Consider the following 23,395-nt stretch of genomic DNA (forward strand, 5'->3'; position numbering starts at 1 on the left):
TACGAGGCGAAATCTCCGCGTGTGGTGATGTCAGCCCGGCACCCAGTTGCCGTGGAAGCCTGCCGGCACGCGATGCGGCAGGTGGACCACGCCGACCGGCGGATCTTCGAAGCGCATGGCGTCCAGCACCACGAAATCGGTGGTGTCGTTCGCCATGTCCACGACGAAACCCACCAACCAACCTTCACCTTCCACCGCATCTTCGGACGCGGGGACGAACACGAATTCGCCCGGATGCCGGCGCGGACCGAAATCGTGAACCTGCCGCGTGCCCTCCACCAGATCGTGCCGGAACAGCCGGGTATCACCGATGAATTCCGCCGCCGGATCGGTGGGCACGGCCATGGCATAGGCATAGCGATAGGGCTGGCCGAAGCGGCGTTCGTCGGGACGGGGGAATTCCTGAGGGTGGAATCGATCGTGGTGATCGCCACCGTCCCGGTCACGGGATCGATCGTCCAGCGCTCCAGCCCGCGGGCCGCGCCGTCCGGGCCGACGGCTTCCGGGCCGAACATTGTGCCATAAGCGCAGACATCCATGATGACCGCGCCGTCCGCCCGGTCATAGGCGTTGGCGACGTGGAACACGCTGCATGGCTCCACGTCGCACCAGATCACGTCCGCCGCCGCGCCGTTTCGCGGCAGCAGCCCCACGCGCGCGCGGTGCTGCGGGTTCCAGCGATAGGGGAAGGGTTCGCCCGCCATCGCCGCCGGTAGCGAGAAGGTCACGGGCAGGTCCAGGATCACCACGTAGCGCGCGGTGATCGCACAATCGTGGATCATCGGGCCGTGTTCCACCGGGATCGCCAGTTCGCGCGTCACCTTGCCGTGGGCGTCGACAACGACATGGCGGACTTCGCCGGGATTGTGCGCGCTATAGCAAATCGCGTGGTTCTCTCCGGTCAGCGGGTCGAGATGCGGGTGCGCGGTGTAGGAGCCGAGCAGCGTGCCGCCGAAGGCATCGTACTGCTGGTCACCCAGCGTGGGACCAAGCTTCACCGGATAGCTGCCGGCTTCGACCAGCGCGTAAGTCTGCCCGCCGATCGCAAGGACGTTGGTGTTCACGGTGTCGAACAGGTTGCGCGGGCCGGGGGCCTTGGGCACGCCGAGCGCCTCGCCCACCCGTTCCGACCGGATCCAGCGGTTGCGATACCAATGCGCCCGGCCATTCGCGAGCTTCAGCCCGTGGACCATGCCATCGCCCGAGAACCAGTGATAGTTCGCCGGATCGGGCGCGATCGGGTTGGGGCCGATGCGCAGGTAGCAGCCGTCCAGCGCGGTGGGGATCGTACCGTCCACCGCGAGGTCGGTGATCGTGTGTTCCGCCGCCATCGGACGGTGGATGCCCGAAAGGAAGGGATGGTCGGAAACGGGAGCGGGCGCGCAGGCCAGTTCCTCGTCGATTTTGGTGGCCATGATCGTCTCCCTATGTTTACGGTGTGAACATGACGAGTAATGATAACAGTGTCAACATCGATCGGAAGTACCACCACGGCGATCTGCGCGCGGCGCTTATCGAGGCCGGCCTGGGCTTGCTTGAAACGCGCGCGGCGGACGATCTCTCGCTGCGCGAGGTGGCCCGCGCCGTGGGAGTCAGCGCGACCTCCGTCTATCGCCATTTCCCCGACAAGGCGGCGCTGCTGGCGGCGCTCGCGGCGGACGGGCTGGAGCGGCTCAGCGCGGCGCAACGGCGGGCGGCTGAGGCGGCAGGTGGCGGAGCGGCCGGCTTTGCCGCGACGGGGCGGGCTTACGTCCGCTTCGCGCTGGCGAACCCTGCGCTGTTCCGCATGATCTTCACCTCGGCTCCGCCGTCGGCGGATCACATCGATGGCACGGACGCGATGGCGTTTCTGCGCGCCAACGCCGCACAGGCGGCGGGCGCCGCGCCGGACAGTCGCGCGGCCGAGGTTCGTTCGATCTGGGCGTGGAGCCTCGTCCACGGGCTTGCCATGCTGATGCTCGACGGACAGGTGCCGGCGGACGAGTCTCTGGTGGACGAGGTCGTTGCCCTAGGCTGACGGGCTACCCACCCGACTGCCGGGATAGGAGGGGGCGAGCGCCGCGCGTGATGAGGCGCGCCGCTTCGTGCCGCATCCGCTCGAAGCCGGGCGCGTCGCCCAGTTTGTTCGCCATGTGCAGCACGATCAACCCGTGCAGTGCCGCCCAGTAGGACTGCGCGATCGCATCTGCATCGCCTTCCAGCAGTCCTTCGGCCACCATGTCGCGTACATAGCCTGTCATCGTCATCCGCGAACGCGCCTCGGCGCGGCGCAGGTCGTCGGTGCGTTCGCTGTCGGGCTGGTTGTAGGCGAAGATGAGCTGATACGCCGCCGGCTCGGTAAAGGCGAAAGCGACATAGGCGTCGCCGATCGCGCGCGAGCGCTGCCACGGATCGTCCGCGCTGGCATAGGCCGCCTCGATCCGGTCCGAAAAGCGGTCGTGCGCGGCGGCGCGCGCGGCGGCCAGCAGTTCACCTTTGTTGGCGAAATAGCGGTAGAGCGAGGCGGCGGTCCAGCCCATCTCCGTGGCGATCGAACGCAACGAGGTGCCGTCGATGCCCCGCGTCGCGATCTGGCGCTCGGTCGTGCGCAGGATGCGTTCGCGCACCGCGCCCACCTGTTCCTCTGTCAGCGATACGGCCATGGCCCTTGCCATACTAAACGGCGTTTATTATGCAAACGCTAAACAGTGTTTAGCAATGATCCGGGAGGAAGGATTCCATGAACGCACCCGTCCGTTATCCGCACGTGTTCTCGGAACTGGCGATCGGCCCGCATCGGCTGAAGAACCGGATCATCATGGGGTCGATGCACACCGGCCTGGAAGACGTGCCGAATGCCGCCGAACGGCTCGCCGCCTATTTCGTCGATCGCGTGAAGGGTGGCGTCGGCATGATCATCACCGGCGGCATCGCGCCGCACGTTACGGGTGGCGTTGGCGCGAAACTATCCGAACCGTCCGAAGTGCCGCTGCACCGGCATGTTACCGATGCCGTCCACGCCGCTGATCCCGACGTGAAGATCTGCATGCAGATCCTCCACACCGGCCCGCTGGCCGGAACCCCGGATTGCGTCGCGCCATCGCCGGTAAAATCGCGCATCGGCGCCCATGTCCCGCGCGAACTCGACGAAGCGGGGATCGAGGAGATGATCGCCGCGTTCGCTAATTGCTCGAAGCTGGCCCAGGAAGCGGGCTACGACGGCGCCGAGATCATCGGGTCGGCGGGATACCTGATCTCCACCTTCCTCGTCGAAAAGACCAACCAGCGCACCGATCGCTGGGGCGGTTCGTGGGAAAACCGGATGCGCTTTCCGCTGGAAGTGGTGCGACGTGTGCGCGTGGCGGTTGGCCCGGACTTTCTGCTGATCTTCCGTATCTCCGCCATGGACATGCTGCAGGGCGGACTGGCGTGGGACGAGGTCGTCTCTCTGGCGAAGGCGCTGGAAGCCGAAGGCGTCGACGTCATCAGCACCCATTTCTGCTGGCATGAAAGTTTCGTGCCCACGATCGCCACGATGGTGCCGCGCGCGGCCTTCACGCAAGTGACCGGGCGGCTGCGCAAGGAACTGTCGATCCCGCTCATCACCAGCAACCGCATCAACATGCCCGATGTGGCGGAAGCCGTCCTTGCGCGGGGGGATGCCGATCTCGTTTCGATGGCCCGGCCAATGCTGGCCGATCCCGATCTGGTCAACAAGGCGCGCGAGGGGCGCGAGGACGAGATCAACACCTGCATCGGCTGCAACCAGGCCTGCCTCGACCATACCTTCACCCGCCAGCTGACCTCGTGCCTCGTCAACGCGCGCGCCTGTCGCGAAACCGAGATCGTGATGCGCCCGGCGCAAAAGTGCAAGCGGATCGCGGTGGTCGGCGCGGGGCCTGCTGGTCTCGCCTTCTCGACGCTCGCGGCGGAGCGCGGGCACGATGTCACGTTGTACGATGCGGCGGGTGAAATCGGCGGGCAGTTCAACCTCGCCAAGCGCATCCCCGGCAAGGAGGAGTTCCACGAAACTCTGCGCTATTTTCGCCGGATGATCGATGTGCACGGGGTCACGCTGAAACTGGGTACGCGCGTCGATGCCGCGATGCTGGCGGACGGCGGCTTCGACGAGATCGTGATCGCCACGGGCATCGCGCCGCGCCGCCCCGATCTGCCCGGCATCGATCATTCCAAGGTCGTGCGCTACATCGACGTGATCGCGGGCAGGGCACCGGTCGGCCGCAAGGTGGCGATCATGGGGGCGGGCGGCATCGGCTTCGATGTGGCGGAACTGATTACGCACCAGGGCACATCGGCCGCGCTCGATATCGATGTGTTCGCCCGCGAATGGGGCATTGATTTCCGCAATCATCCGCGCGGCGGGGTGACCGGGGTGGAGCCGGTCGTAGCGCGCAACGATCGCGAGGTCACGCTGATGCAGCGCAAGGCCACCACCGTGGGCAAGGGGCTGGGCCGCACCACGGGCTGGACCCATCGTCTTACGCTCCAGCGCCGGGGCGTGCGCATGGTGGGCGGCGTCGAATACCTGCATATCGACGATGCCGGGCTGCATACGCTGGTCGAAGGCCAGGCGGTGCTGTTCGATGTCGATACCGTCATCGTTTGCGCCGGCCAGGAACCGGCACGCGGATTGCACGATGACCTGGCGGCGGCAGGCATCCGCTCGCACCTAGTCGGCGGCGCCTTCGAAGCGGCGGAACTGGACGCCAAGCGCGCGATCCGGCAGGCGACCGAGCTGGCGATGGAGGTGTAAAGGCGGCTTGGCTGTTTTCCCCTTCCGGCGCTCTGGCACGAGGAGGGGAAATGGCTCCCTGAGTATCGGTCAAAGTGCATGGGCTAAGTTTCCGTTCTACAACTGAAATTTTGGCGGAGGTTGGTTCGGATACCCCCGCGCGCACCCCGGTTTTTCGGGGCGCGGCGGTGGAAAACTAATTTTCGGCGATGGGGCGAGAGGCCTTCCAGGCGTCGATATCGGACGCCAGCCAGGCGACCGACTTGCGGCCGATTCGGCGGGGACGGGGAAAGCTGCCTTCGTCCATCTGACGGTAGATCGAGGACCGGCTAAGGCCCGTCTGGCGCTCGACTTCGGGGCGGCGCAGCATGGTGTCGCTCAGCTGGGTCATGCGGCAATCCCCGGTGCCATGTGGGGTTGCATGTGCGCGCGCGGCTGGGCCTGGACGAGGCGGACCTTCCCGGCCTCGACGAGCTGCAGCTGTTCGGCGAAGGACTTGGGGCGCTGGCGTTCGGCGCGGTCGGCCTCGGCGCGCGATCGGCGCCATTTGGCCTTGGCCTCGTCCAGCGACATCGTCGCCAGCATCGCCCGGAACGCGAAGATCTGCTTGTTGCCGATCGGCGGCCAGTACGGATCGCGGTGCGTGGAGCGCACGCGGCCGGGGAGGATCGGCGGCGGCAATTCCTCTCCGCGGGCGGCCAGCTCGGCGCGCAGCGCGTCGCGCATTCGGTAAGCGGAGCAGGTGCCGATCGCGAGCATTGCGGCCGCACGGCGAACGGGCACGCGATCCCTCAGGAGAGCAACCAGCTGCTCGCGCTGTTCGGGCGCGATCTTGCGCGCGCTTTCCGCCTGGACGTGGCGGGCGCCGCTGGCGTCACACCCGGGCAGGACCTGGCCCCTGCGCTTCAGGCGCCGGATCAGGCGATTGCGGATCCGCGTGCACGACGTCTTCGAAACGCCGCTGCGCTCTGACACCTTCAACGTGCCCAGCCCCGACAGGAACAGTGCCTCGACCCGGGCAATCCGTTCGCGCGTCAGCTTGACCCCGGAATAAGCCTCGCCATTGCCGGGCAAGGGCGGTTCGGCCTTGCCACGCGCGCGCAGCTCGCGGTTGTAGCGGCGGCGCTGTTCGGCGACGCAGCTGGCGGAGACCCCGAGGCGAAGCTGGATGTCCACGCCCTTCAGGCCCTTTTTCAGGGCATAGCGCACGCGCTCCAGGCCGGCTGGCGTCAGCCTGCCGTGGGAATCGCGTTCGGCCGGCCGGTAGCCTTTGCGCGGGCAGAGGGCGATCAGCACCGCATTGCAAGCGCTCGCCTCTGCCACGCCGAAATGCGCGCCGATGCGCGCGAACGACCATCCCTGTTCCTCGCGCAGGCGGATCGCCTCCTCGAGGGCCGCGCCGCGCAGGCGTGGCTCGGGTGCATCCGCCACGATGGCCGTGCGCAGGCCGAGCTTGTTGGCCATGACGTAGATCGCGCTCCAGGACCGTTCGGGCAGCAGGTCCGCAACGCCATCAAGGCCGCCATCGGGATAGTGTTCGCGCAGGATGGCGATTTCCTGCGAGGTCCAGGGCGGCGCCTTGCGGTTGGTCATGCGTAGCTCCTTTCTTCGAGGGGAAGCGGGCCGGCGACGTGCCGGAAATCGATCACCAGGACGTGCGGATCGGCGGCCCAGCGGCGGTTCGGGCCGCCGGACAGTGTGAGGCCCGCGTCCCAAGCGGCGGCGAACTGTTCGCGGCTGGCATGGCCTTCGGCCTCGATCTCGGCGTCGGTGATGGCCTGCAGGCGTTCGGTGACGACGGTCGTGACGATCAGGTGATGCCGGTGCCAGACCTTGGGCAGCGATCGCGCGAAGCGGCGCGGGCCGAGACCGCCGGTCGCCCACTCGGGCAGATCGCGATCGTGGGCGAAGACCGGTGTGGCGCCCAGCTCGGCCGCGCGCGTCGGCGACACGTGATCATAATACCGCGGCAGATAGAACTGTTCGCGGATCCAAAGGCGATCCCCGGGCGCGATCGGGTAAATCGGTCCGTCGGATGGGCGGCGCAAGCGCTTGAGCGTGCCGGCGATCAGCGCGCCGATCGCGGGCGCGATGAGCGTGACGGGGCGGTCAGACATGGTAGGTGCGCTCCTTCCGCGCGGCGTCGCGCGCGGCGTTCAGGCGTTTGGCGTGTTCCGGATTGCCGCCCTGGTCGGGGTGCGCCGTGCGCATCTTCGCGCGCCAGGCGCGGTCAATCTCGTCCAGGCTGGCAGCGCGATCGACATCGAGGACGATCCACCAGGCGTCGTTCTGCGCCGCATCGGCGTCGGGTCGGTGGGGCAGGGCCTCGTATCCGGTGAACGCCATGGCGAGGTTGCCGACGCCCCAGCGCTCCATGCCGCGCATCGCCTCGATGTGCTTGGCGATCGCGCAGATGTTATCCGCCACGCGATTCCAGCGATCGCAGGCGAGGGCGATCGGCTTGCCGTTCAGCGTGAACCACAAGGCCGCGCCCGGATCGGCCGGATCCCGGTCTGTGCCGCGCGGGCGGCCGTCGAGGCGCAGCTCGACGTTGGTCGACAGGACGACGTCGTGCGCGTCGAGCTGGTCGAGCTCGAAATCGAGCCGCCCGAGCGCGACCTTGAAGGTGATGTCGCGCGTTTCGTGAAAACGGCCGTTGTAGACCTTCTGGTTGAAGCTGGCGCGGCGTCGCTCATTCGCCGGCGTGCGCGGGCGGCCGTGGGGCCAGTGCAGGGGAAAGCGGGCTGTCAAAGCGCGCGCGCCTTCTCGATCTCCGCCACCAACTCCGGCGCCGCCTCGCGGATCTGGTTAAAAGTCACCTGGACGAGCTGCTCGTAGAGTGCCGCTTCCCGCCCCGGCGCAGCGGCCAAGGCGACAGATATCTTGAGGGCGTTGATCATGAACTGCGCGGCGCCGGCGGTCATGATCATCATAGCCTCGTGCGGCGACGTTGATATCGCCATGACCGCCATGTGTCGCTTGAGTATGGTCGAGGCTTCGTTGGCCAGGTGGCGTGCCAGGTCATCGACGATCGGGCGTCGGGCATCGGTCATGGTCGGGTTCCTTGGTGTGAGGGCGTCCGGCTGGCGCGTGGCGTCGGCGATCGGCCGGGAAAGATGACCGGCAGCTGCAGTTGCGCGCCCATGCCGGGAAAGGCGCGATCGAGGCGGGCGCATTCGGCGCAGCGGCAGAGCATGGCCGGCATCACGCGGCGCACCGGTGCTTGAGCCGCTTCCAGATCCGCGCGCTCGCACCTGGCGCGACATCGCAGCCGAAGCGGCGCCGGCGGCGCTGGTGGCGCGCCCACACGCGGCGCTCGTCCCGCGACAGCCGGCGCCAGTGATGCTGGCAGATGTATTCGCTCGGCACGCGGCCGAAGCGTTTCAACGCCGCGCGGACACCGATCGAGCGCGGGCAGCTGCCAACGCAACAATGAATACGCGCCTCAGCCACGACGCGCCTTCCACATGGCGGCATGAGCGGGGCAGAGATCCTTGCCGGGCGCCGGCACATGGGTGCAGGTGGGGCACAGCGGTTTGTCGCACGTGCCGGAGCGGCGCGCGGGTACCTTCCAGTCGCACTCAAGCGTCGCGGGGTTGCCGCACTGGCACTTCCGGCGCGGCTGGCGCGGGCCGCAGACGATCGCGCGGCGTCCGCCGGGAAGCTCGACCACTTCACAGGCCATGGCGGGGCTCCGGAAAGGCGCTGTGTTCGACGCCATCGAGCAGGCGGCCGGCGCGCTTCTTGCCGATGCGAAACATGGTCATTGCGCCGGCGCCTTGTTCGAACGCCGGGCGTCGGAACATCGCCTCTCCGTCGAAGCGCTGGCCATCGCGGTGGAGGACGCACTGATCGACCTTGCAGCGCCGCCTAGCTTCGGGATCCCGCTCGGGCGCAGGCCAATAGCAGGCGTCGATCGTCTCGTCGGACATATGCGAGACCGGCGCCCATTCCCCCCATTGCTTGTGGAAGTAGGCTATGCCGTTCGACGCGCAAAAAGCGTTGGTTGCCTGAAACCAGGCGGGATGCGCCGGCCGCGCGTTCGGGCCGCTCTCGCCGCCGCCGATGATCTGGTCGACGAACTCCCAGCCCGACCAATCAACGGGGCCAAGCGCGGGCTCGTAACTGACGAAGCGCACCGCTGCCGGGACACTGCAGAAGTCCTCGCGGCGTTTGTCGGCGCGGGGCTGGTCCTCGACGCTGACACCCAGCCACACGTTGGGCAGGGGCCATTGCCAGCGATCGGGGAGGCGGCCGAAGGGGGCGGGGAGGGACTTGGCTGCCTCGAGAATGCGCTCGGGCGTGCCCGGCATCGCGAAGTAGCGGCGCATGCGGGCGGTGCGCTTGGTGAGCAGCATGTGGACGTGGTGCGGGGTGAGGGCCGCGACGGCGAGCTCGCGATCGACCCATTCATAGGGAACGCGCTCGAAGAACGGATCGCCATGGGCGTTCCAGAAGATCCGGCGCGGGCGGGACCAGCGCAGCGGCTTGACCAGCCATTCCTCGTTCAGCCGGATCGCGCCGGTCCAGACGTGGTGCGATGCCGGATCGTCGGCCTTGGCCGGGCGGGTGAGGCCGTTGACCGGATGGTTCGGGCGGCGGCGCTGGCCCGCGGTCGACGCAAAGCAGTTGGTGCAGCCGGGCGAGGCCGGCAGGCATCCGCTGATCGCGTTGATCGTGGCGTCGGCCCATTCGATCGCGGTGCCGTCAGCCATCGGTCCGCGTCTCGTATGCGCGGACAAGCGCTGCCATGTTGGGAAAGCATTTGCCGCGCGCCCATTCGATCATCGCCCGATATCCCGGATGACCGGCGGCCTTGTAGCGATCGACGCCCTCCCACCACGCCGCCTCGTTTTCCATTTCAAACAACGGACTGACGCAGTGTGGGCAACCCGGAATACCCCGGGGGTTAAAGGGACTTCCTGTTCCAGGAATATGCCCGATAGCGCCAATGCCGTCCCACCAGGTGCAGCGTGCGCCGTAGACGATCCGTTCGTCGGTGCGTGGAGATTGTGGCTTCACGCGCCGTCTCCCGCGATTTCATCACCGGCCCAGCTGTGCTGGTGAATTCGCTCTCGAAATTCGCCGGCCGAAACCATGCAATTGCTGAGGAAGGCAGGCGGCCAATCGGGCGCGGCGGGTTCGGGAAGGCCGACCGCCACGCTGGAGGGAAGATCGTATTCCGCCGTCGCGCGCCGGGACCATGCGGCCGCGGGCGTGCAGGGCGTGAACTGGTAGAGCGCGGCGCCGCTGAGAAAGAGCGGATCGAGCAGCCAGTCGCGGTAAAGCGGCTCGATCTGCAGCATCTTTGCGCCGAAGCGTTCGACCTCGGCGACCCGGCCGGCATAGGTGCGATGGCCGAGCGCCTCGACGATGGCGTAATCGCCATGGGGCAGGCTGGTTTCGGTGACGGGCTGGACCACGGTTTCAGACTCCCGCAAGGGCCAGCGCCACGCCCAGGCAGGCGGCGGCGCATAGCGCGAGGACGATGGAAAGGTCGGGAAAGCGGACGGCGAAGGCCCACAGCGTGTGCTTCATGCCGGCACTCCCGACAGGATCGGCGCGAGCATCATGGCGGCGATCGTAACGGCGCTGGCCAGGGCCGGCATGACCACGCACAGCGCGGCCATTTCGCGCCAGTCCTCGGCCGAGAGCGTGTGAACAAAGGCGGCGACCCCGCCCTGCCGCGCCAGGGATACGCGACAGGGCGGAGCGCCATTTCCGGACCGGGAAACAAAAACCCACCGCGATGGTATGGTGGACCGATCCGAAACGGGATGATGGGCCGGGGCTGGCGCGAGGCGCTCGCGGAGTTCCGACAGGAAGGCGGCGTCGGCGGCGATCGCGCTGTCCGCGCGCGGGGTAAGCTTGCGGAAGTGGTGCGCGGCAAACCAGCTGCCCGGAAAGCGGGCGAACTGTAGGTAGTAGCGCGCGCAAGCGTGCCCCTCGCCGACTTTCACCGCTGCGACGCGGTTGACTTCGTTCCCTTGCGGACCTGGTGATGGGCACCGTGTGAACTCATTGCACCAGGGGCCTTCGCCCACGCAGATGGCGTGGTCGCCCGGGTGCCAGTCGTCGCAGGGCGGGCGTTCCGCGCCGCTGGCGCTTTTGCCGGACCGGCGGCCGAACGAAAGGAAGCGGAGCCAGCCCATCAGCCCAGCCCCAGCGCGGCTTTGTAGGTTTCGAGGACCGCTTCCATCTCGCGCCGATCGTCGGGCTTCATCTTCCGAAGCCGGACGATCTGGCGCATGATTTTGGCGTCGTACCCGACGGCCTTGCCCTCGTTGTAGACATCCTTGATGTCGTCGTTGAGGCCCTTCTTTTCCTCCTCGAGCCGTTCGATCCGTTCGATGAGCAGGCGCAGGCGATCGTTCGCTTCTTCAGCCATGGGGGGATGCTCCGATAGCGCCGGCGCCGATGGCGATCGCGGCGACAAGGCAGATGACGGCGCCGAGCAGCAGCAGGCCGACGCCGAGGCGGAAACGGTGGTCGGTGTCCTCGTGGCGGCGCATGATCAGCGCGCGCTCCTGGAGGGCTTGGCGAAAGCTTCGGTGAACATGCGCTCCACGGCGGCGCGGATGTCTTCGGCGACACGGGCCTCGAAGCGATCCATCGAGGCGCGGCGCGAGGCCATGGTGGCGGCCTGCAGGTGCGCAAGCCAGATCTCCCGATAGGTGGTCGCCGTGAAGCCGGGCAGGACGCGCTCGACCAGGGCGGCCTGATAGCTCGTGAGCGAGGCCTGATCCTCCTCGGCCTGGTGCAGGCGCCAGGCGAGCTGGACGATCAGCGCCGGGGTGACGACGCGCGCTTCGGGCAGGGCGCAGAGGCGTTCGGCGATCTGCCGTTCGCTCCATTTCGTCGCCTCGCGGCATAGGCGCAGGTACTGGCCGGGCGTGGTCATCAGATGGGCTCCGGAAAGCGGGCAGCAGAAAGCCGCATCGGCAAGCGCGCGAGCGCGGCCGAAGCGGCGGATCGATCGAGAAAAAAGCGGGGCGGGCGGCGGCTTCGGACGGGATGAACTCAGCCGGGTGTCCGCCCGCCCCACAGGTGCGGGGCCTTGCGCGGGGTCGCGCGCTCGGCAGGGTCGCTTACGGGGGGCCGGTCGCCGATGGCCCGCCCAGGAGAACGCGGGTGCGGTGGAGGACGGCGATCGCCTCCTCGACTTCCTGCATGGCCTGCCGGCGGTCCTTGTCGGTGCGGCCGGGCTGCGCGGCGATGATCGCCGCCGCGTTGGCCTCGGCAGTTTCCTTGATCATCAGCGCCGCATGGCGCCCGAGCGCGATTTCGTCGGCAAAGGCCATGACGCCCGCGGCATCGAGCATGGCGCCATAAGTCTCATAGAGCGGGGCGCCCGTGCCGCCGGCGGCGCGGTAGGCCAGATCGAGGCGGATCGCGTCCTCGAGCGGGATGCGTTCGCGGCGGCCCGGCTGGCCCCAGGCGCGCACCAGGCTCTCGCTCCGCTCGACCGCCTGCGCCATGCCCGCCCAGCCATCGGGCAGCTGCCCGGCGATGCGGGCGAGGCCGGCATCGATGGAAAGGGGCGGGCGGTGCAGCGTCATGCGCGGTCACCCCGCGCTGCAGGGGCTGTACGCGATTGCAGCATATGCGCGGCCAGCGCGGTGATAGCGGGGCGCATGGCAGCAGAGATCAACGCGCGCGTCACGGCCGATTCCCCGCGCCCGAGGTGGCGCCGACGGCGGAGGGAGACTCCGCAGCCGGCGCCGTGCCCGGGTACGACCCGAAGGACCGTGGATGGTGCGTCGGACCGGGCGTTGAACTGGAAGGGGCGGCGTCGTCGCGCGGATAGATGTCCGGGCGCAAATCGTGCCGGGATACGCCGGTGGCCTGCTCGACCTTCAGGACGTGTTCGGCGGGGAGAGGGCGCGCGTCACGCAACCAGCCAAAGACGACTGATTGACGCTTCCCGAGCAAACGACCGAACGCACTTTGCGATCCAACGGCGCGAACCGCGATCGCCAGTGCCGAATCTGATTCGTGTTCTAACGCCATGCCGTTTGAATAACGGAATGACGTTAGATGATCAATAGACAAATCGAAGTGCCGGCTAACGGGGTTTCGTTAGATAAAGCGGCATGAACCTCGGGGAGCGAATCGAGCGGAGACGCGTGGAAATCGGCATGTCGCAAGCCGAGCTGGCACGGCGTGTCGGCGTGCGCCAAAGCACGATGAACTCGCTAATTCGTGGAAATTCACAGACTTCCCGATCGCTGACCAAGATCGCCCGCGAACTGCAAACAACGCCCGAGTACCTGACAGGCGAAATTGACGATCCATCCCCAGATGCATCCGATTTGGCGTGTTCGGCGGAGGACCGGGAGTGGCTCAACCTGATCCACGATCTCAGCGCGAAGGAGCGCAACGCCGTTCGTGAGTTGATGATTGCGCTGGCCAGCACGTCGTTCGCACCCGAGTCGCCATCGGCCGTTCATTCGCCTCAGCGGCAGTTCCGGGGGCAGGGCCAATGATCGCGTTGATGCTTCTCGCTGCCGGAGCCGTAGTTGATACAAAGGCCCCGTACCGGGTAGCGATCGAACGGATTGAACTCGACACCAGTGCCGTTGCCGCTGGTGCATGCACAACGCGCGCCCTGGCCCGAGCAGGTCGGGCGACTAGTTATGCCATTCCCGACGGGGTGGCAGTGGATTGGTCCGTTGGCGCGCTAGGACTATCCGGACCCAATTATCTCACGATAGAGTTTCACGAGGATGCCGGCAAATCCTACGCGCGGGTCCTCTATCGGCGCCCTTACAGCGCGGCCAGCGCAACGAATATCACGAGGAACATCGCAAAAACCTGCTTCACCAATGAATGGAACCGCTGGGCCGCCGGCAGCGGCGAAAAAGTCTTGTAGGCGACTGGACCGGTAATGAACGCAGGGCAGATCATTGTCGTATTGGTCGTCGTGTTCGCCGCGATCATCTTTGTTTGGGTTTACGTGTTCAAGGTGAACGATGCGGACCCCGTTTCAGACGAGCGGCCCGGCCTCGAGCTCGGCCCCGCTGATGAGCTCAGGCCACAAGCACCAGGCAGCGCCCTGACGCCGACCGGCTGGCTCATGCTTGTGGCGGGCGTTGCCATGACAATCGGATCGCTGGCCATGGATATCTCCGCGCCGGGGTACGACGGCATCGCAAACATGGACGCGATCTCGCGCCGGGCGATGGTGTTCGAGGCCGGGCTGGCGCTGGCGGTGATCGGCGTGGTGCTGGCGACGGCCGGGCATGTTGTGACGGTGCTGCGGGAATCAACGCGCGGTTCGCGCGGGGTATAAGGGGGCGAAAATGACCGACCAGCAGAACGTACCAGACCCGGATTGGGAACGCCGGTCGATCCAGCCTAAAGCGCCTCCGCCTCCGCCGCCGGAGGCTCCGCCGCCGCCGGAGCCGAGCCGGTAGGGCCATCGAGCATCCGAATGCGCATTTCGCGGATGCGGCTGGCGGGGACATAGGTCATATCGTCGCCGTACCAAGGGTTGCGGACGCCGGTACGCTCAATGAAACAGCCCGAGTCCGGCCGCTCGGCGTGCGTGACATAGAACGCGATATCGCCATTGGCGCCGAGGACGCAGGGGCCGTAGGGCGCCTTGGCAAATTGCCGGGCATCCCTGCAACACAGCACCGAACCATCATCGAGGAACACGGTGATCTGCGTGACATAGTGCCGGCGGTTGGTTTGGGTGACGCGGTACCAGGCGCTGGGCGTATCATCCGACCAGCTGAGGTTGATAGCGCGGGCGAGGCGGCGCAGGGCATCATCGAGCCACAGGCGCCAGAGCAGCGCCGCCAGTATCGGGGCGAGACCGGCGGCAATGACGCGTGGCCAGCCATGGAAACCGGGCAGCGCGAGCACGGCCGCCGCGCATAGCCCGAATGCCATGGTGCCGAACGTAACATCCGCCGGCTTGTGGTGATCGCGCATGCCGAAGCAGGCGATCAGGTAAGCGAAATAGCCCGTCCCGAGCGCCAGCTGGATCTGCCAGGGAAGGTTGAGCAATCGATCATCCATGCGGCGCGCCTTTCCGAAACGCATGCGGACCGGGCGGAACTACCATCCTTTTGAGATTCCTGCTATGTTCCGTTCATGTCCGGGGGCGGTTTTATGAACGTGGCCGTGGGGGGCGGCGATCGCGCCATGGATGGTGATGGCGGGGGCGATCCCGTGCCCTTGCGGCTGGCGCCGGAGATCGCCAGCACCCGGCTGCTCGTGCTGCGGTTCGTGCGCGATTATATCCGCCGGTGGGGCGCAAGCCCGAGCTATGGCGAGATCGCCGCCGGCGTGAACGCCCACCGCAGCCGGGTGCGCCGCGCGGTGAAGCGGCTGGCGGCCGAGGGGCTGCTGCTGCGCCGCCCGGGCGGGCGCGGGCTGTCGCTGCCCGACGATCGCGCCAGCGCGCTGCGCGTGCTGGCCGCGCTGGGGTGGACGGTGATGCCGCCCGATGGCGAAACCGGCACAAATGCGACCCTGCTGGCCGGGCCGGTGCTCGATTACGATCCGGCGCATGGGCAAGGCAGCGAAAGCAGGGAACCCGACGGCGGGCCAGATCGCCGAAGCACGGCGCAGCCGTAGCCGGTCCGCCTGGGCGCAGCGCCATCCCGAAATCGCCGCCGCCGAGCGCGCGCTGCGCAAGGAGCGGCGCGAGGCGCGCGAGCGGTTCGGCCACAAACCTTATGGCACCGTGCAGACGCATGCCCACGTGGCGCGATCGCGCACAGGCGCGCTGGCGCGCCTGTTCCAGTCGGGCGCGCTTTCGGCCGACGAGCTGGGCATCGCGCTGGAGATCGCGGCGGTGCATGAACGGATCGGCCGCGATGCGACGATCCAGACCGCCAGCTTCGAAACGCGGGTGGACAAATCGCGCGCGAGCGACGCGCTGTTCCTGGAGCGGCTGGGCTGGGTGCGGCGCGAGATGGCCTATTCGCGCTGGCGAGCCCGGTTGCCCGAGATCTGCGCCGGCCGGGGCGGGACGCGGATCGCACCGGCGGCGGTGCTGGACCTGATCGCGCACGATATGGGCGTGACCGTTGTCGCCCGGCGCCACCGAATCCACGTGCGGCGCGCGCGCAAGCTGCTGTGCGACGCGCTGGCGCTGTGGCGTGGCGAGTTCGGTACGGTGTGCCGCGAAGTGGACGACGAGGCGCTGACCATCGCGCATATCGGGCTGCACTGATCGCGGCGCCTATTCGCCGGTCGACGGTGGCGCCATGCCCGGACCGCGAATCGCGGGGGCGCGGCTTTTGGCCGACCAGAGATCGGCGGTGCGATCGATGACGAGCCGATCGGCGGGGTAGGGCCGATCGAAGCGGCCGAGCTGGTCGAACGGCAGGGTAAGCCAGGCGTCCCACTCCTCCGGATCTAGCAGCAGCGGGCAGCGATCGTGGATGTCCTGCAGCTGGGGCGCGTTGGCGGTGGTGACGCCGGAATAGACCGGCCCCCATTCCGAATCGTCCGTCCAGATCGCCGCCCATGCCATGGAGCGGTGATCGCGGTGCGCGATCCAGGTGGTGGTCATCATGCCCGGGTTTCCCGCTGCCTCGGCAAAGCGGCGCACTGGCATGAGGCAGCGGTTCACGGGATTGACGGCCCAGCGCTTCCAGAATCCGGCGAGCTTATCGAACCGGGCGTTGTTAACCGGGCGCGGCTTCAGCTGCTGGCCGCTGCGCCCGATCCGGCCCCGGACATAGACGGGAAAGCCCCAGGACATCGCATCGACGACGCGGCGGCCGTCCTGGACGCGCACGACGGTTCCCGTATCGCGCGGATGGACGATCGGCGGGCCGCCGTTCATCGGGCGCACCGGTTCCGCGTCGTAATCGGCAACGACGAGATCCAGCTCGAGCTGCTCATAGCGGTTGCACATGCAGGGATGCTGATCCGTTCCCGATTGCAGATCAAGATCGGGCGCATAGCGCCGCATCAGACTGCCGACGCGGAGCAGATCGTCATCCGGCAGCATTGCCCGATAGCGCCAATCGCGCAGCAAACCGGTCAGCCGGGTGTGAACGGTGTAGCGCGCGTCCGTTTCCTGTTCCCCGGGCAATCCTTCGTAGGCCAGCAGATCCCAATAGGCGCGGGCCTGCCATTGATCGGCGATGCCGGCATCCGCGAGAACGGCAAGCGCCAGGCGCTGGCCGCGCGTGCGTTCGCATTCGCCATGCCAGGCACGGGCGCGCGCGTCCTCGAGCTCCGCCAGGGCGAGCGTGACCAGGCGGCCGTGATGCCGGGCAAGAGGGCTGAGTCGCATCCGTCCAGCTTAGAACAATATGAGAACAAATGCAGCCGGACGTAAACCGGTACAAAAACGACCCTGCCGAAACGGCCACCATTCGGCCAAAAACGACCCCGCCACAATTGCATCTGGAGCCCGCGACCCGACCGGTCAGCGGGCTTTTTCATGTGCCGGAGACGACGATGTGACGGCCCCCAAAGCGTTTCGGTGGATTGATCCGCCAAGCCTCCTGGTGAAGCTCGACCAGCTTCGCGACCAATTCGACACATTGTGCAGCGAAGTGGCCGGCGGCGTGCGTGGGCCGGCACAGTTCGATGCGCTCGAGGAACGGGCGCAGGGCATCGCCGCGGATCTGCGCGCGGCCTTCCGGAGCCGGTGATGATCGACGTCGTGAAACTGCGCCGGATTGCCGCCGGTGACGACGACATGGCGGAAGTGCGCGTGACCAAGCGCCTGCTGTGCCAGGTCATCAGTGAGATCGAGGCGGGCCGGCTGGCCGAACTTCAACTGAGGCGGCAGACGCAGCTTGACGCGCTGCTCCTCGACATTTCGGGAACGGTGACAGGATGAGCGGACATCGCACGCCACGATCGACCAGCGCGGCGATCAGCATGCTCGAGCGCTTCGCCACGATCGAGAGCATGATCGAAGCGACCGAGACGGCGCGCAATGCCGCGATCGCCCGCGCGAACACCGATGCCGATAGCCAGCTCGAGCCGCTGCTGCTGGAGCGGGCCGTGATCCGCGAAAAGCTGGAGCCGTGGTGGACCGCCAACGCGGCCGAGCTGACGGGCGGCAAGCGCAAGTCCACCGTGCTGGGCGGCTGCACCGTTGGCACGAAGGCGGGCCGCTTCTCGCTGGGCGTGAAGGACGAGGACCAGGCCAAGGCGGACCTGCAGGGCCTGCGCTGGGCCAAGGCGCTGTTGCGCGTGACCACGTCGCTCGATCGCAAGGCCATCCTTACCGCGCTGGACGGCAAGCGTGCGGACGAGCTGAAGGCGCTGGGCTTCTCGCGCCAGGGCGGCGAGCCGGTGTTCGTGGTGGAGCGCGTGGCGCAGGGCGGCACGCTGGCCGGGGCCGCGTCGTGAGGCTGTCACAGCTGCCGATGGTGCAGCAAATGAATGACGAGCGCATGCGCTTGCTCGGCGAGATCCGATGCATCGAGCGGCAGCAGGTGCTTGGCGACGCATGGCGATTGCTGATCGACGGCGAGTTGCAGGACGACGTCATGCATGGCCTGGTGCAGTCGATCGTGCTGGGCGAGCTGCGCAAGCGGCTGCGCGCTGTGGAGGCAGACCTCGTGGCCCTGGGTGTCGTGGTAGGCTGAGCGCGTGGCGCAACAGCCTCCTGTCTTTCGTGCGCCTGGTGCGCGCTCGTCGAAGCCATGGGCAGCGCAGGGCGCGGTTGTCGATCGACGCAAGCGCGGGCGGGCTGGCATGCGCGATCGCGCTGCGGTGCTGGCCGAGGAGCCGTTCTGCCGGGTCTGCCTCGAACGCGGGCTGCAGGTGGCGAGCGACGAGGTCGACCACGTGGTGCCGCTGGCCTGGGGCGGCCGGGACGACCGGGCAAACAAGCAGGCCCTGTGCACGCCGTGCCACGAGGCCAAGTCGAAGGCCGAGCGCGCCGAGGCTCGCCGGCGGTCCTGACGGCCGTTCATGAAACCCACCTCCAAGCTGAACGGCAGGGGGGAGGGGTCAAAACAAACCGGCCGACTGGCCGGACACCGACCACCAAACAAATTTTTGTGTGGGCGATATCAAAGGGGAAAAGTTCACTGCGCTGAATTGCGCGGCGATCGCTCCCTTTGGCCCTTGAACGCCACGATTTAGGCCGAATTGGGCGAAAATGGGGTGACGCATGAGCAAAGGCGGCGCCCGGCCGGGATCTGGACGGAAGCGGAAGGACCCGGCGCTGAAGGCGCTGGCCGGCACGACCAGGGCCGACCGCGAGAACGCGATCGGCACGCCGGCGCCAGAGGCCCCGATGATCGCGCCGCTGCACCTGAGCGACCTGGCGCAGCTGCATTTCCGCTCGATCGCGGGAATGCTTGAGGCGGAAGGTCGATCGAGCCCGCACTATGCCGAACACGTCGCGCTGCTGGCGCTGCGCCTGGAGCAGATCCAGCGCTACCAGGCCGTGCTCGAAGTGGAAGGCGACGTCTACCACACGGAATCGGCGAAGAAGATCGGCGACGTGACGATCGTCACCCGACTGATCCGAGCGCGGCCGGAAGTGGCCATGCTGTCGGACGCGATGCGCCAGGCGCAATCGCTCATCGCCGAGCTGATGCTCAACCCCGCCGCCGCGTTGCGGATCGCTAGCGGCCACAAGCCGCAGGCCGGCGCCTTCGACGACTTCTGAAGGAGACACCGATGCTTCACCCGCGCGCCCTGCTGGGAGCCATGATCTTCGCGCTCGCCAGCCCGGTCCTGATGTTGCCGATCGAGCCAGCCCTTGCCGGCGTGGACTTGATGGCGCCGGCGGTGGTGGTCGAACGTCGATCGACGGCACGCCGCGCAAAGACGGGTCGGTACCGTTCGAAGGGGCCGCAGGCGCACCGTGCGCGGAAGCCGAACCGCAACACCATCGGAAAGCGAGTGCGCCGAAAGCATCGCCGCGCCGCCTAGTTCGATGTGGAGAGCCGCAACTATCCCGAGATCGCGCAGCGCTATGCGCGCGAGGTAACGCGGGGGAAGATACCGGCCTGCAAGTCGATCCGGCTGCAATGCCAGCGGTTCCTGGACGAGCTGAAGGCGCAGCGGAGCAAGGACTTCCCGCACCGGTTCGATGCGGACCAGGCATCGCGCGTTTGCAAGTTCATCGAACGCCTGCCGCACTCGAAGGGCAAATGGGCGCGATCGAAGGAGACAATCCGGCTCGAGCCGTGGCAGATCTGGATCCTGTGCTGCACGTTCGGCTGGCTTCGCAAGCGCGACGGGCTCCGCCGATTCCGCGTGCTGTTCGTGGTCGTGCCGCGCAAGAACGGCAAGTCTGCGCTGTCCGCCGGCATCGGCCTTTACATGCTGTGCGCCGACAACGAGTTCGGCGCCGAGGTCTATTCCGGGGCGACCAACGAAAAGCAGGCGTGGGAGGTGTTCGGCCCGGCCCGCCTGATGGCGCAGCGCACACCGGCGCTGCTCCAGCGGTTCGGGATCGAGGTCAACGCCAAGAACCTCACCCGGGTCCAGGACAACAGCAAGTTCGAGACGATCGTCGGCGATCCGGGCGACGGACAAAGCCCGAGCTGCTCGATCCACGACGAATATCACGAGCACGCGGACGACGGGCAGGTCGACTGCATGCAGACCGGCATGGGCGCGCGCGATCAGCCCCTGCAGGTGCTGATCACCACCGCCGGCGATAACCTTGCCGGACCCTGTTACGCGCGGATCGACGAAGAGCGGCGCAAGCTGGCCGGCATCGGCCACGATGAAAAGACTACCGGCCAGCGCGCGGCGCTTGGCCTTGGGGCTGGCCCGCCGCTGGATGACGAGACGTTCTTCGTCGAATACACGATCGACGAGGACGACGACTGGCGATCGGAGGCCGCGCTCCGCAAGGCCAATCCGAATTACGACGTTTCTGTTTCGGCCGACTTCCTGAAGGCGCGGCAGCGCGATGCGATATCGACCCCGCGCAAGGTCGGCGTCTTCAAGACGAAGCACCTGAACCTGTGGGTTGCGGCAAAGGCGGCCTACTTCGATGTCGAAGCATGGAGGAAGTGCCGCGATCCGGACATTCCGGTGCGCGCGATCGACGCGATCGAGCTGGAGCGCCTACGCGGCCGGCGGTGCATCGCCAGCCTGGACCTTGCCAGCAAGGTCGACATCGCCGCGCTGGAGCTGCTCTTCCCGCCGATCGCGGCGAAGCCGTCGATCGACGATCCGTACATCCGGATCGGGTTCTATTTCGTGCCGTCGGAAACGGTGCTGAAGGTCGAAGCCTATCAGGGCTGGGATGCGCAGAGCCTGCTGAACGTCACCGATGGCAACATCATCGATTACGACGAGATCCTGGAAGTGCTGCGCCAGGTGCGCGGCATGTTCCAGCTCGAGCAGGTGGCATACGACCCGCACCAGGCCACCTACATGGTGACCACGATGGTGAAGGAGGGCTTCCCGGTCCTCGAGTACCGCCCGATCGTGCTGAACTTCAGCGAGCCGATGAAAGAGCTCGACGCACTGACAAAGGCCGGAACGATCGCGCACGCTGGCTGCCCGGTGATGGAGTGGCAGATCAACAACGTCGTCGCGCAGCCCGACGCGAAGGACAACGTCTATCCGCGCAAGCCGCGCGACACCGCCAAGATCGACAATCCCGTAGCGCTGATCGCCGCGATCGGCGTGGCGATCGCCAAGGAGGAGGAAGCAGTGCCGACCTCTCCCTGGGACGATCCCAACTTCAGCCTGACAGGTCAGAATTGATGTCGCCAGACGACTACCGGCGCATGTCGGCAGAGCGCCGGTCGGGCAATCCGCTGGAAAACCCGGCGTACAGCCTGAGCGCGAACAGCGAGGAGCTGCTCGCGCTGCTGGGCGTGCTCGATCGCACGAACCAGTTGCCGCCGGTGTCGATCGAGGCCGCGCTGGAAGTGCCCGCGGTGCTGTGCGCGGTAAGTTTCCTGTCCCGCACCAACGCGAGCCTGCCGCTTCACGCCTACCGATCCGAGGACAAGATCGACGGCGAACTGGCGATGCTGCTGAACGAAGCGCCGAACAGCGAATGGAGCAGCTTCGGTTGGCGCCAGTATTTCTGGCAGCAGGTGTTCACGACGGGCCGCGGGCTGACGTGGATCGAGCGCCAGGGCACGCGTCCGGTGGCGCTGTGGCCGATGGACACCACGAACACGGTTGTCGGCCGCCGCAACGGGCGCCGCTACTATCGGTTCGACGGCAAGGAATATGCGGCGGCAGACGTGATCGACGTGCCGTTCATGCTCCGCCCCAACCAGCTCGACGTCTACAGCCCGATCTACAAGGGCCGAAAGGCGATCGCGCTGGCGATCGCGATGCATGACTTCGCGGCGTCATTCTTCGCCGGCGGCGGCGTCCCGCCGCTCGCGCTGGAGGGGCCGATGCCGACCGGCGCGGATGCTTTGCGGCGCGCCCAGGCCGACATCAAACGCGCGATCGACCAGGCGAAGGCGGCTGGCTTGCCATTCTTCGGCATGCCGCCGGGCCATTCGCTCAAGTCCGTCGGCACCGATCCCGACAAGGGGCAGATGGCGCTGGCCCGCCTGTTCCAGATTCAGGAGATCGGCCGAATCTTCGGCATGCCGCCGGTATTCCTGGGCGACCTGTCCAAGGGCACGATGAGCAACACCGAGCAGCAGGACCTGCAGCTGGTGAAGCACCTGATCGCCCACTGGTGCAAGGCGCTGGAAGACGAACTGAACCTGAAGCTGTTCGGCCAGCGCCGGCGCTCGCGCACCGTCAAGCACAACCTGGACGGGATCCAGCGCGGCGCCTTCAAGGACAGGATCGAGGGCCTCGCCCGCGCGATCCTGACGGGCCAGCTGACGCCCGACGAGGCACGCGCGCTGGAGAACCGCCCGAAAGACCCGACGGGCGCCGGCGCCAGGCTGTACGTCCAGCAGGCCACGGTGCCGCTCGGCACGATGCCGACACAGATGGTCCACAACGGCGGGCCGCCGCTGGACAACGCGGATCCGCCCGATCCCAACGACACCACCAACCCCAACGACACAACCGACCCGAAGGACCCTGCCGATGCCGGCACCGCAGACTAAACCAGGCGCCGACGAGCGCGAGACGCGCGCCTTTACCAGCAAGCTGGAATGCCGCGCGGCCGACAACGGCGCGCAGACGGCGCGGGGCTATGCCGCCCGCTTCAATTCGCGCACGACGATCGGCAACTGGTTTACGGAGGAAATCGCTCCGGGCGCCTTCGCGAAGTCACTGCGCGAGAATGATGTCGTCGCGCTGCACAGCCACGACATCGGCCGCGTGATGGGGCGCACCGGCGCCGGCACCCTGACGCTCCGCGAGGACGAGCAGGGCCTGTACTTCGAGAACGAGCTGCCCGGGACGATGGACGGCAAGGATCTGGCGATCCAGATTGATCGCGGCGACATCCCGGGCATGTCGTTCGGCTTCTGCACGCGCAAATGCGAGTGGGACGAAACGGTCGATCCGCCCCACCGGACGATCCTGGAAGCCGAGCTCTACGAGATCACCTATACCGCGCTGCCCGCGTACCCTGATACCACGGTCGGCCTGCGATCGCTGGAACACGCCCGCGCCGAGCGGCGCGAGCATAACAAGGCCGGTGCCATGAACCGCATCGCGCAGCGGCGCGCACGGCAAGCGCAGATCGAACGCCGCATCTGATTTTCACCCGGCCGGAAGGCCGGAGGTGACGGGCTTTCCCCGTCTTCGCAGCCCGCCCCGGGAAAC

Annotated in this window: 37 protein-coding genes and 1 pseudogene; 17 read left to right on the forward strand and 21 right to left on the reverse strand. The window is 67.3% G+C overall.

The genetic code is table 11. From position 1 onward, the window contains the following. Nucleotides 1-30: 30 nt before the first annotated feature. Nucleotides 31-531: a carotenoid oxygenase family protein gene (locus FA702_RS23500; protein WP_370385522.1), complete on the reverse strand. Its 501-nt coding sequence runs from the start codon at nucleotides 529-531 to the stop codon at nucleotides 31-33. Further along, nucleotides 480-1,415: pseudogene (locus FA702_RS23505) on the reverse strand (carotenoid oxygenase family protein); the annotation flags it as partial. The pseudogene FA702_RS23505 and the gene FA702_RS23500, both read right to left, overlap by 52 nt. Nucleotides 1,416-1,444: 29 nt before the next feature. On the opposite strand from FA702_RS23505, the gene FA702_RS00970 reads away from it, so the two are divergent. After that, nucleotides 1,445-2,017 (forward strand): TetR/AcrR family transcriptional regulator, encoded by a 573-nt coding sequence (locus FA702_RS00970; RefSeq protein ID WP_136954639.1) that lies wholly within the window; start codon nucleotides 1,445-1,447, stop codon nucleotides 2,015-2,017. A gap of 4 nt (nucleotides 2,018-2,021) precedes the next feature. Here the strand turns inward: FA702_RS00970 and FA702_RS00975 are convergent, their stop codons facing one another. Next, nucleotides 2,022-2,642 carry a TetR/AcrR family transcriptional regulator gene (locus FA702_RS00975; RefSeq protein WP_168195964.1) on the reverse strand — a complete coding sequence of 207 codons (621 nt, stop codon included), beginning with the start codon at nucleotides 2,640-2,642 and terminating at the stop codon, nucleotides 2,022-2,024. Nucleotides 2,643-2,719: 77 nt separating this feature from the next. On the opposite strand from FA702_RS00975, the gene FA702_RS00980 reads away from it, so the two are divergent. Next, a complete protein-coding gene (locus FA702_RS00980) occupies nucleotides 2,720-4,753 on the forward strand; it encodes an NADPH-dependent 2,4-dienoyl-CoA reductase (RefSeq protein WP_136954641.1) in 2,034 nt (677 codons plus the stop codon). Nucleotides 4,754-4,928: 175 nt separating this feature from the next. On the opposite strand, the gene FA702_RS00985 is transcribed toward FA702_RS00980, so the two are convergent. The 16 genes from FA702_RS00985 to FA702_RS01055 form a co-directional block, all read right to left on the reverse strand. Then, nucleotides 4,929-5,123: an AlpA family transcriptional regulator gene (locus tag FA702_RS00985; RefSeq protein WP_210417572.1), complete on the reverse strand. Its 195-nt coding sequence runs from the start codon at nucleotides 5,121-5,123 to the stop codon at nucleotides 4,929-4,931. Next, complete coding sequence (locus tag FA702_RS00990; RefSeq protein ID WP_136954642.1) at nucleotides 5,120-6,325, reverse strand: hypothetical protein; 1,206 nt, start codon at nucleotides 6,323-6,325, stop codon at nucleotides 5,120-5,122. Before FA702_RS00990 ends, FA702_RS00985 begins: the two co-directional genes overlap by 4 nt. Then, nucleotides 6,322-6,849, reverse strand: coding sequence for a hypothetical protein (locus tag FA702_RS00995; RefSeq protein WP_136954643.1), 528 nt, complete (start codon nucleotides 6,847-6,849; stop codon nucleotides 6,322-6,324). The genes FA702_RS00990 and FA702_RS00995 overlap by 4 nt, the downstream gene beginning before the upstream one ends. Continuing rightward, nucleotides 6,842-7,483, reverse strand: coding sequence for a J domain-containing protein (locus FA702_RS01000; RefSeq protein ID WP_136954644.1), 642 nt, complete (start codon nucleotides 7,481-7,483; stop codon nucleotides 6,842-6,844). Before FA702_RS01000 ends, FA702_RS00995 begins: the two co-directional genes overlap by 8 nt. Continuing rightward, nucleotides 7,480-7,785 carry a hypothetical protein gene (locus FA702_RS01005; RefSeq protein WP_136954645.1) on the reverse strand — a complete coding sequence of 102 codons (306 nt, stop codon included), beginning with the start codon at nucleotides 7,783-7,785 and terminating at the stop codon, nucleotides 7,480-7,482. The genes FA702_RS01000 and FA702_RS01005 overlap by 4 nt, the downstream gene beginning before the upstream one ends. 151 nt (nucleotides 7,786-7,936) lie before the next feature. Further along, a complete protein-coding gene (locus FA702_RS01010; RefSeq protein WP_136954646.1) occupies nucleotides 7,937-8,185 on the reverse strand; it encodes a hypothetical protein in 249 nt (82 codons plus the stop codon). Beyond that, nucleotides 8,178-8,417 carry a hypothetical protein gene (locus FA702_RS01015; protein ID WP_136954647.1) on the reverse strand — a complete coding sequence of 80 codons (240 nt, stop codon included), beginning with the start codon at nucleotides 8,415-8,417 and terminating at the stop codon, nucleotides 8,178-8,180. Before FA702_RS01015 ends, FA702_RS01010 begins: the two co-directional genes overlap by 8 nt. Further along, complete coding sequence (locus FA702_RS01020; RefSeq protein WP_136954648.1) at nucleotides 8,407-9,447, reverse strand: DUF5131 family protein; 1,041 nt, start codon at nucleotides 9,445-9,447, stop codon at nucleotides 8,407-8,409. Before FA702_RS01020 ends, FA702_RS01015 begins: the two co-directional genes overlap by 11 nt. Next, on the reverse strand, nucleotides 9,440-9,754 hold the full coding sequence (locus FA702_RS01025; protein WP_136954649.1) for a hypothetical protein: 315 nt from the start codon (nucleotides 9,752-9,754) through the stop codon (nucleotides 9,440-9,442). The genes FA702_RS01020 and FA702_RS01025 overlap by 8 nt, the downstream gene beginning before the upstream one ends. After that, nucleotides 9,751-10,155, reverse strand: a complete 405-nt coding sequence (locus FA702_RS01030) for a hypothetical protein (protein ID WP_136954650.1) — start codon at nucleotides 10,153-10,155, stop codon at nucleotides 9,751-9,753. The genes FA702_RS01025 and FA702_RS01030 overlap by 4 nt, the downstream gene beginning before the upstream one ends. A 111-nt stretch (nucleotides 10,156-10,266) precedes the next feature. Next, entirely contained in the window at nucleotides 10,267-10,884 is a 618-nt protein-coding gene (locus FA702_RS01035; RefSeq protein ID WP_136954651.1) for a hypothetical protein, read from the reverse strand. Continuing rightward, nucleotides 10,884-11,120: a DUF2312 domain-containing protein gene (locus FA702_RS01040; RefSeq protein ID WP_136954652.1), complete on the reverse strand. Its 237-nt coding sequence runs from the start codon at nucleotides 11,118-11,120 to the stop codon at nucleotides 10,884-10,886. Before FA702_RS01040 ends, FA702_RS01035 begins: the two co-directional genes overlap by 1 nt. Continuing rightward, a complete protein-coding gene (locus FA702_RS23075) occupies nucleotides 11,113-11,244 on the reverse strand; it encodes a hypothetical protein (protein ID WP_255504658.1) in 132 nt (43 codons plus the stop codon). The genes FA702_RS01040 and FA702_RS23075 overlap by 8 nt, the downstream gene beginning before the upstream one ends. A 2-nt stretch (nucleotides 11,245-11,246) precedes the next feature. Next, nucleotides 11,247-11,633 carry a hypothetical protein gene (locus FA702_RS01045; protein WP_136954653.1) on the reverse strand — a complete coding sequence of 129 codons (387 nt, stop codon included), beginning with the start codon at nucleotides 11,631-11,633 and terminating at the stop codon, nucleotides 11,247-11,249. A gap of 187 nt (nucleotides 11,634-11,820) precedes the next feature. Beyond that, entirely contained in the window at nucleotides 11,821-12,291 is a 471-nt protein-coding gene (locus FA702_RS01050; RefSeq protein ID WP_136954654.1) for a hypothetical protein, read from the reverse strand. Nucleotides 12,292-12,391: 100 nt separating this feature from the next. Further along, nucleotides 12,392-12,742, reverse strand: a complete 351-nt coding sequence (locus tag FA702_RS01055; RefSeq protein ID WP_136954655.1) for a YdaS family helix-turn-helix protein — start codon at nucleotides 12,740-12,742, stop codon at nucleotides 12,392-12,394. A 116-nt stretch (nucleotides 12,743-12,858) separates the two neighbouring features. Between FA702_RS01055 and FA702_RS01060 the strand changes: the two genes are divergently transcribed. Genes FA702_RS01060 through FA702_RS01070 form a run of 3 tightly spaced genes read left to right on the forward strand, consistent with a single transcriptional unit; the run spans nucleotide 12,859 to nucleotide 14,024 of the window. Further along, nucleotides 12,859-13,218, forward strand: a complete 360-nt coding sequence (locus FA702_RS01060; RefSeq protein WP_168195965.1) for a helix-turn-helix domain-containing protein — start codon at nucleotides 12,859-12,861, stop codon at nucleotides 13,216-13,218. After that, entirely contained in the window at nucleotides 13,215-13,604 is a 390-nt protein-coding gene (locus tag FA702_RS01065; RefSeq protein ID WP_136954657.1) for a hypothetical protein, read from the forward strand. Before FA702_RS01060 ends, FA702_RS01065 begins: the two co-directional genes overlap by 4 nt. A 15-nt stretch (nucleotides 13,605-13,619) precedes the next feature. Further along, nucleotides 13,620-14,024, forward strand: coding sequence for a hypothetical protein (locus FA702_RS01070; protein WP_136954658.1), 405 nt, complete (start codon nucleotides 13,620-13,622; stop codon nucleotides 14,022-14,024). A gap of 65 nt (nucleotides 14,025-14,089) precedes the next feature. Here the strand turns inward: FA702_RS01070 and FA702_RS01075 are convergent, their stop codons facing one another. Then, complete coding sequence (locus FA702_RS01075; RefSeq protein ID WP_136954659.1) at nucleotides 14,090-14,758, reverse strand: hypothetical protein; 669 nt, start codon at nucleotides 14,756-14,758, stop codon at nucleotides 14,090-14,092. A gap of 93 nt (nucleotides 14,759-14,851) precedes the next feature. Between FA702_RS01075 and FA702_RS01080 the strand changes: the two genes are divergently transcribed. Both FA702_RS01080 and FA702_RS01085 read left to right on the forward strand, forming a co-directional pair. Next, nucleotides 14,852-15,319 carry a LexA family transcriptional regulator gene (locus tag FA702_RS01080; protein WP_168195966.1) on the forward strand — a complete coding sequence of 156 codons (468 nt, stop codon included), beginning with the start codon at nucleotides 14,852-14,854 and terminating at the stop codon, nucleotides 15,317-15,319. Next, nucleotides 15,252-15,920, forward strand: a complete 669-nt coding sequence (locus FA702_RS01085) for a hypothetical protein (RefSeq protein ID WP_136954661.1) — start codon at nucleotides 15,252-15,254, stop codon at nucleotides 15,918-15,920. Before FA702_RS01080 ends, FA702_RS01085 begins: the two co-directional genes overlap by 68 nt. Before the next feature lie 9 nt (nucleotides 15,921-15,929). Here FA702_RS01085 and FA702_RS23080 read toward each other — a convergent pair whose 3' ends face one another. Further along, nucleotides 15,930-16,994: an SOS response-associated peptidase family protein gene (locus tag FA702_RS23080; protein ID WP_255504659.1), complete on the reverse strand. Its 1,065-nt coding sequence runs from the start codon at nucleotides 16,992-16,994 to the stop codon at nucleotides 15,930-15,932. A gap of 169 nt (nucleotides 16,995-17,163) precedes the next feature. Between FA702_RS23080 and FA702_RS01095 the strand changes: the two genes are divergently transcribed. The 10 genes from FA702_RS01095 (at nucleotide 17,164) to FA702_RS01140 (ending at nucleotide 23,329) form a co-directional block, all read left to right on the forward strand. After that, nucleotides 17,164-17,358: a hypothetical protein gene (locus FA702_RS01095; protein WP_136954662.1), complete on the forward strand. Its 195-nt coding sequence runs from the start codon at nucleotides 17,164-17,166 to the stop codon at nucleotides 17,356-17,358. Then, nucleotides 17,358-17,549 carry a hypothetical protein gene (locus FA702_RS01100; RefSeq protein ID WP_136954663.1) on the forward strand — a complete coding sequence of 64 codons (192 nt, stop codon included), beginning with the start codon at nucleotides 17,358-17,360 and terminating at the stop codon, nucleotides 17,547-17,549. The genes FA702_RS01095 and FA702_RS01100 overlap by 1 nt, the downstream gene beginning before the upstream one ends. Beyond that, nucleotides 17,546-18,067: a host-nuclease inhibitor Gam family protein gene (locus FA702_RS01105; RefSeq protein WP_136954664.1), complete on the forward strand. Its 522-nt coding sequence runs from the start codon at nucleotides 17,546-17,548 to the stop codon at nucleotides 18,065-18,067. The genes FA702_RS01100 and FA702_RS01105 overlap by 4 nt, the downstream gene beginning before the upstream one ends. A gap of 29 nt (nucleotides 18,068-18,096) precedes the next feature. After that, nucleotides 18,097-18,306, forward strand: a complete 210-nt coding sequence (locus FA702_RS01110) for a hypothetical protein (protein WP_136954665.1) — start codon at nucleotides 18,097-18,099, stop codon at nucleotides 18,304-18,306. A 109-nt stretch (nucleotides 18,307-18,415) separates the two neighbouring features. Next, nucleotides 18,416-18,625: an HNH endonuclease signature motif containing protein gene (locus tag FA702_RS01115; protein WP_136954666.1), complete on the forward strand. Its 210-nt coding sequence runs from the start codon at nucleotides 18,416-18,418 to the stop codon at nucleotides 18,623-18,625. A gap of 211 nt (nucleotides 18,626-18,836) precedes the next feature. Next, entirely contained in the window at nucleotides 18,837-19,340 is a 504-nt protein-coding gene (locus FA702_RS01120; protein WP_136954667.1) for a P27 family phage terminase small subunit, read from the forward strand. An 11-nt stretch (nucleotides 19,341-19,351) separates the two neighbouring features. Then, nucleotides 19,352-19,606 carry a hypothetical protein gene (locus tag FA702_RS01125; RefSeq protein WP_136954668.1) on the forward strand — a complete coding sequence of 85 codons (255 nt, stop codon included), beginning with the start codon at nucleotides 19,352-19,354 and terminating at the stop codon, nucleotides 19,604-19,606. A gap of 6 nt (nucleotides 19,607-19,612) precedes the next feature. Beyond that, complete coding sequence (locus tag FA702_RS01130; protein WP_136954669.1) at nucleotides 19,613-21,403, forward strand: terminase large subunit; 1,791 nt, start codon at nucleotides 19,613-19,615, stop codon at nucleotides 21,401-21,403. After that, nucleotides 21,403-22,728, forward strand: coding sequence for a phage portal protein (locus FA702_RS01135; protein WP_136954670.1), 1,326 nt, complete (start codon nucleotides 21,403-21,405; stop codon nucleotides 22,726-22,728). Before FA702_RS01130 ends, FA702_RS01135 begins: the two co-directional genes overlap by 1 nt. Further along, a complete protein-coding gene (locus FA702_RS01140; RefSeq protein ID WP_136954671.1) occupies nucleotides 22,709-23,329 on the forward strand; it encodes an HK97 family phage prohead protease in 621 nt (206 codons plus the stop codon). The genes FA702_RS01135 and FA702_RS01140 overlap by 20 nt, the downstream gene beginning before the upstream one ends. Nucleotides 23,330-23,395: the final 66 nt, after the last annotated feature.

Source organism: Novosphingobium sp. EMRT-2 (genome assembly GCF_005145025.1).
Taxonomy (GTDB): Bacteria; Pseudomonadota; Alphaproteobacteria; order Sphingomonadales; family Sphingomonadaceae; genus Novosphingobium.

Bases quoted from the DNA above. Each gene is read 5' to 3' on its own strand.
- FA702_RS00970 (WP_136954639.1), top strand. From the start codon at position 1,445: ATGACGAGTAATGATAACAGTGTCAACATCGATCGGAAGTACCACCAC.
- FA702_RS00975 (WP_168195964.1), bottom strand. From the start codon at position 2,642: ATGGCCGTATCGCTGACAGAGGAACAGGTGGGCGCGGTGCGCGAACGC.
- FA702_RS00980 (WP_136954641.1), top strand. From the start codon at position 2,720: ATGAACGCACCCGTCCGTTATCCGCACGTGTTCTCGGAACTGGCGATC.
- FA702_RS00985 (WP_210417572.1), bottom strand. From the start codon at position 5,123: ATGACCCAGCTGAGCGACACCATGCTGCGCCGCCCCGAAGTCGAGCGC.
- FA702_RS00990 (WP_136954642.1), bottom strand. From the start codon at position 6,325: ATGACCAACCGCAAGGCGCCGCCCTGGACCTCGCAGGAAATCGCCATC.
- FA702_RS00995 (WP_136954643.1), bottom strand. From the start codon at position 6,849: ATGTCTGACCGCCCCGTCACGCTCATCGCGCCCGCGATCGGCGCGCTG.
- FA702_RS01005 (WP_136954645.1), bottom strand. From the start codon at position 7,785: ATGACCGATGCCCGACGCCCGATCGTCGATGACCTGGCACGCCACCTG.
- FA702_RS01015 (WP_136954647.1), bottom strand. From the start codon at position 8,417: ATGGCCTGTGAAGTGGTCGAGCTTCCCGGCGGACGCCGCGCGATCGTC.
- FA702_RS01020 (WP_136954648.1), bottom strand. From the start codon at position 9,447: ATGGCTGACGGCACCGCGATCGAATGGGCCGACGCCACGATCAACGCG.
- FA702_RS01035 (WP_136954651.1), bottom strand. From the start codon at position 10,884: ATGGGCTGGCTCCGCTTCCTTTCGTTCGGCCGCCGGTCCGGCAAAAGC.
- FA702_RS01040 (WP_136954652.1), bottom strand. From the start codon at position 11,120: ATGGCTGAAGAAGCGAACGATCGCCTGCGCCTGCTCATCGAACGGATC.
- FA702_RS23075 (WP_255504658.1), bottom strand. From the start codon at position 11,244: ATGCGCCGCCACGAGGACACCGACCACCGTTTCCGCCTCGGCGTCGGC.
- FA702_RS01045 (WP_136954653.1), bottom strand. From the start codon at position 11,633: ATGACCACGCCCGGCCAGTACCTGCGCCTATGCCGCGAGGCGACGAAA.
- FA702_RS01050 (WP_136954654.1), bottom strand. From the start codon at position 12,291: ATGACGCTGCACCGCCCGCCCCTTTCCATCGATGCCGGCCTCGCCCGC.
- FA702_RS01055 (WP_136954655.1), bottom strand. From the start codon at position 12,742: ATGGCGTTAGAACACGAATCAGATTCGGCACTGGCGATCGCGGTTCGC.
- FA702_RS01065 (WP_136954657.1), top strand. From the start codon at position 13,215: ATGATCGCGTTGATGCTTCTCGCTGCCGGAGCCGTAGTTGATACAAAG.
- FA702_RS01070 (WP_136954658.1), top strand. From the start codon at position 13,620: ATGAACGCAGGGCAGATCATTGTCGTATTGGTCGTCGTGTTCGCCGCG.
- FA702_RS01075 (WP_136954659.1), bottom strand. From the start codon at position 14,758: ATGGATGATCGATTGCTCAACCTTCCCTGGCAGATCCAGCTGGCGCTC.
- FA702_RS01080 (WP_168195966.1), top strand. From the start codon at position 14,852: ATGAACGTGGCCGTGGGGGGCGGCGATCGCGCCATGGATGGTGATGGC.
- FA702_RS01085 (WP_136954661.1), top strand. From the start codon at position 15,252: ATGGGCAAGGCAGCGAAAGCAGGGAACCCGACGGCGGGCCAGATCGCC.
- FA702_RS23080 (WP_255504659.1), bottom strand. From the start codon at position 16,994: ATGCGACTCAGCCCTCTTGCCCGGCATCACGGCCGCCTGGTCACGCTC.
- FA702_RS01100 (WP_136954663.1), top strand. From the start codon at position 17,358: ATGATCGACGTCGTGAAACTGCGCCGGATTGCCGCCGGTGACGACGAC.
- FA702_RS01105 (WP_136954664.1), top strand. From the start codon at position 17,546: ATGAGCGGACATCGCACGCCACGATCGACCAGCGCGGCGATCAGCATG.
- FA702_RS01110 (WP_136954665.1), top strand. From the start codon at position 18,097: ATGAATGACGAGCGCATGCGCTTGCTCGGCGAGATCCGATGCATCGAG.
- FA702_RS01115 (WP_136954666.1), top strand. From the start codon at position 18,416: ATGCGCGATCGCGCTGCGGTGCTGGCCGAGGAGCCGTTCTGCCGGGTC.
- FA702_RS01120 (WP_136954667.1), top strand. From the start codon at position 18,837: ATGAGCAAAGGCGGCGCCCGGCCGGGATCTGGACGGAAGCGGAAGGAC.
- FA702_RS01125 (WP_136954668.1), top strand. From the start codon at position 19,352: ATGCTTCACCCGCGCGCCCTGCTGGGAGCCATGATCTTCGCGCTCGCC.
- FA702_RS01135 (WP_136954670.1), top strand. From the start codon at position 21,403: ATGTCGCCAGACGACTACCGGCGCATGTCGGCAGAGCGCCGGTCGGGC.
- FA702_RS01140 (WP_136954671.1), top strand. From the start codon at position 22,709: ATGCCGGCACCGCAGACTAAACCAGGCGCCGACGAGCGCGAGACGCGC.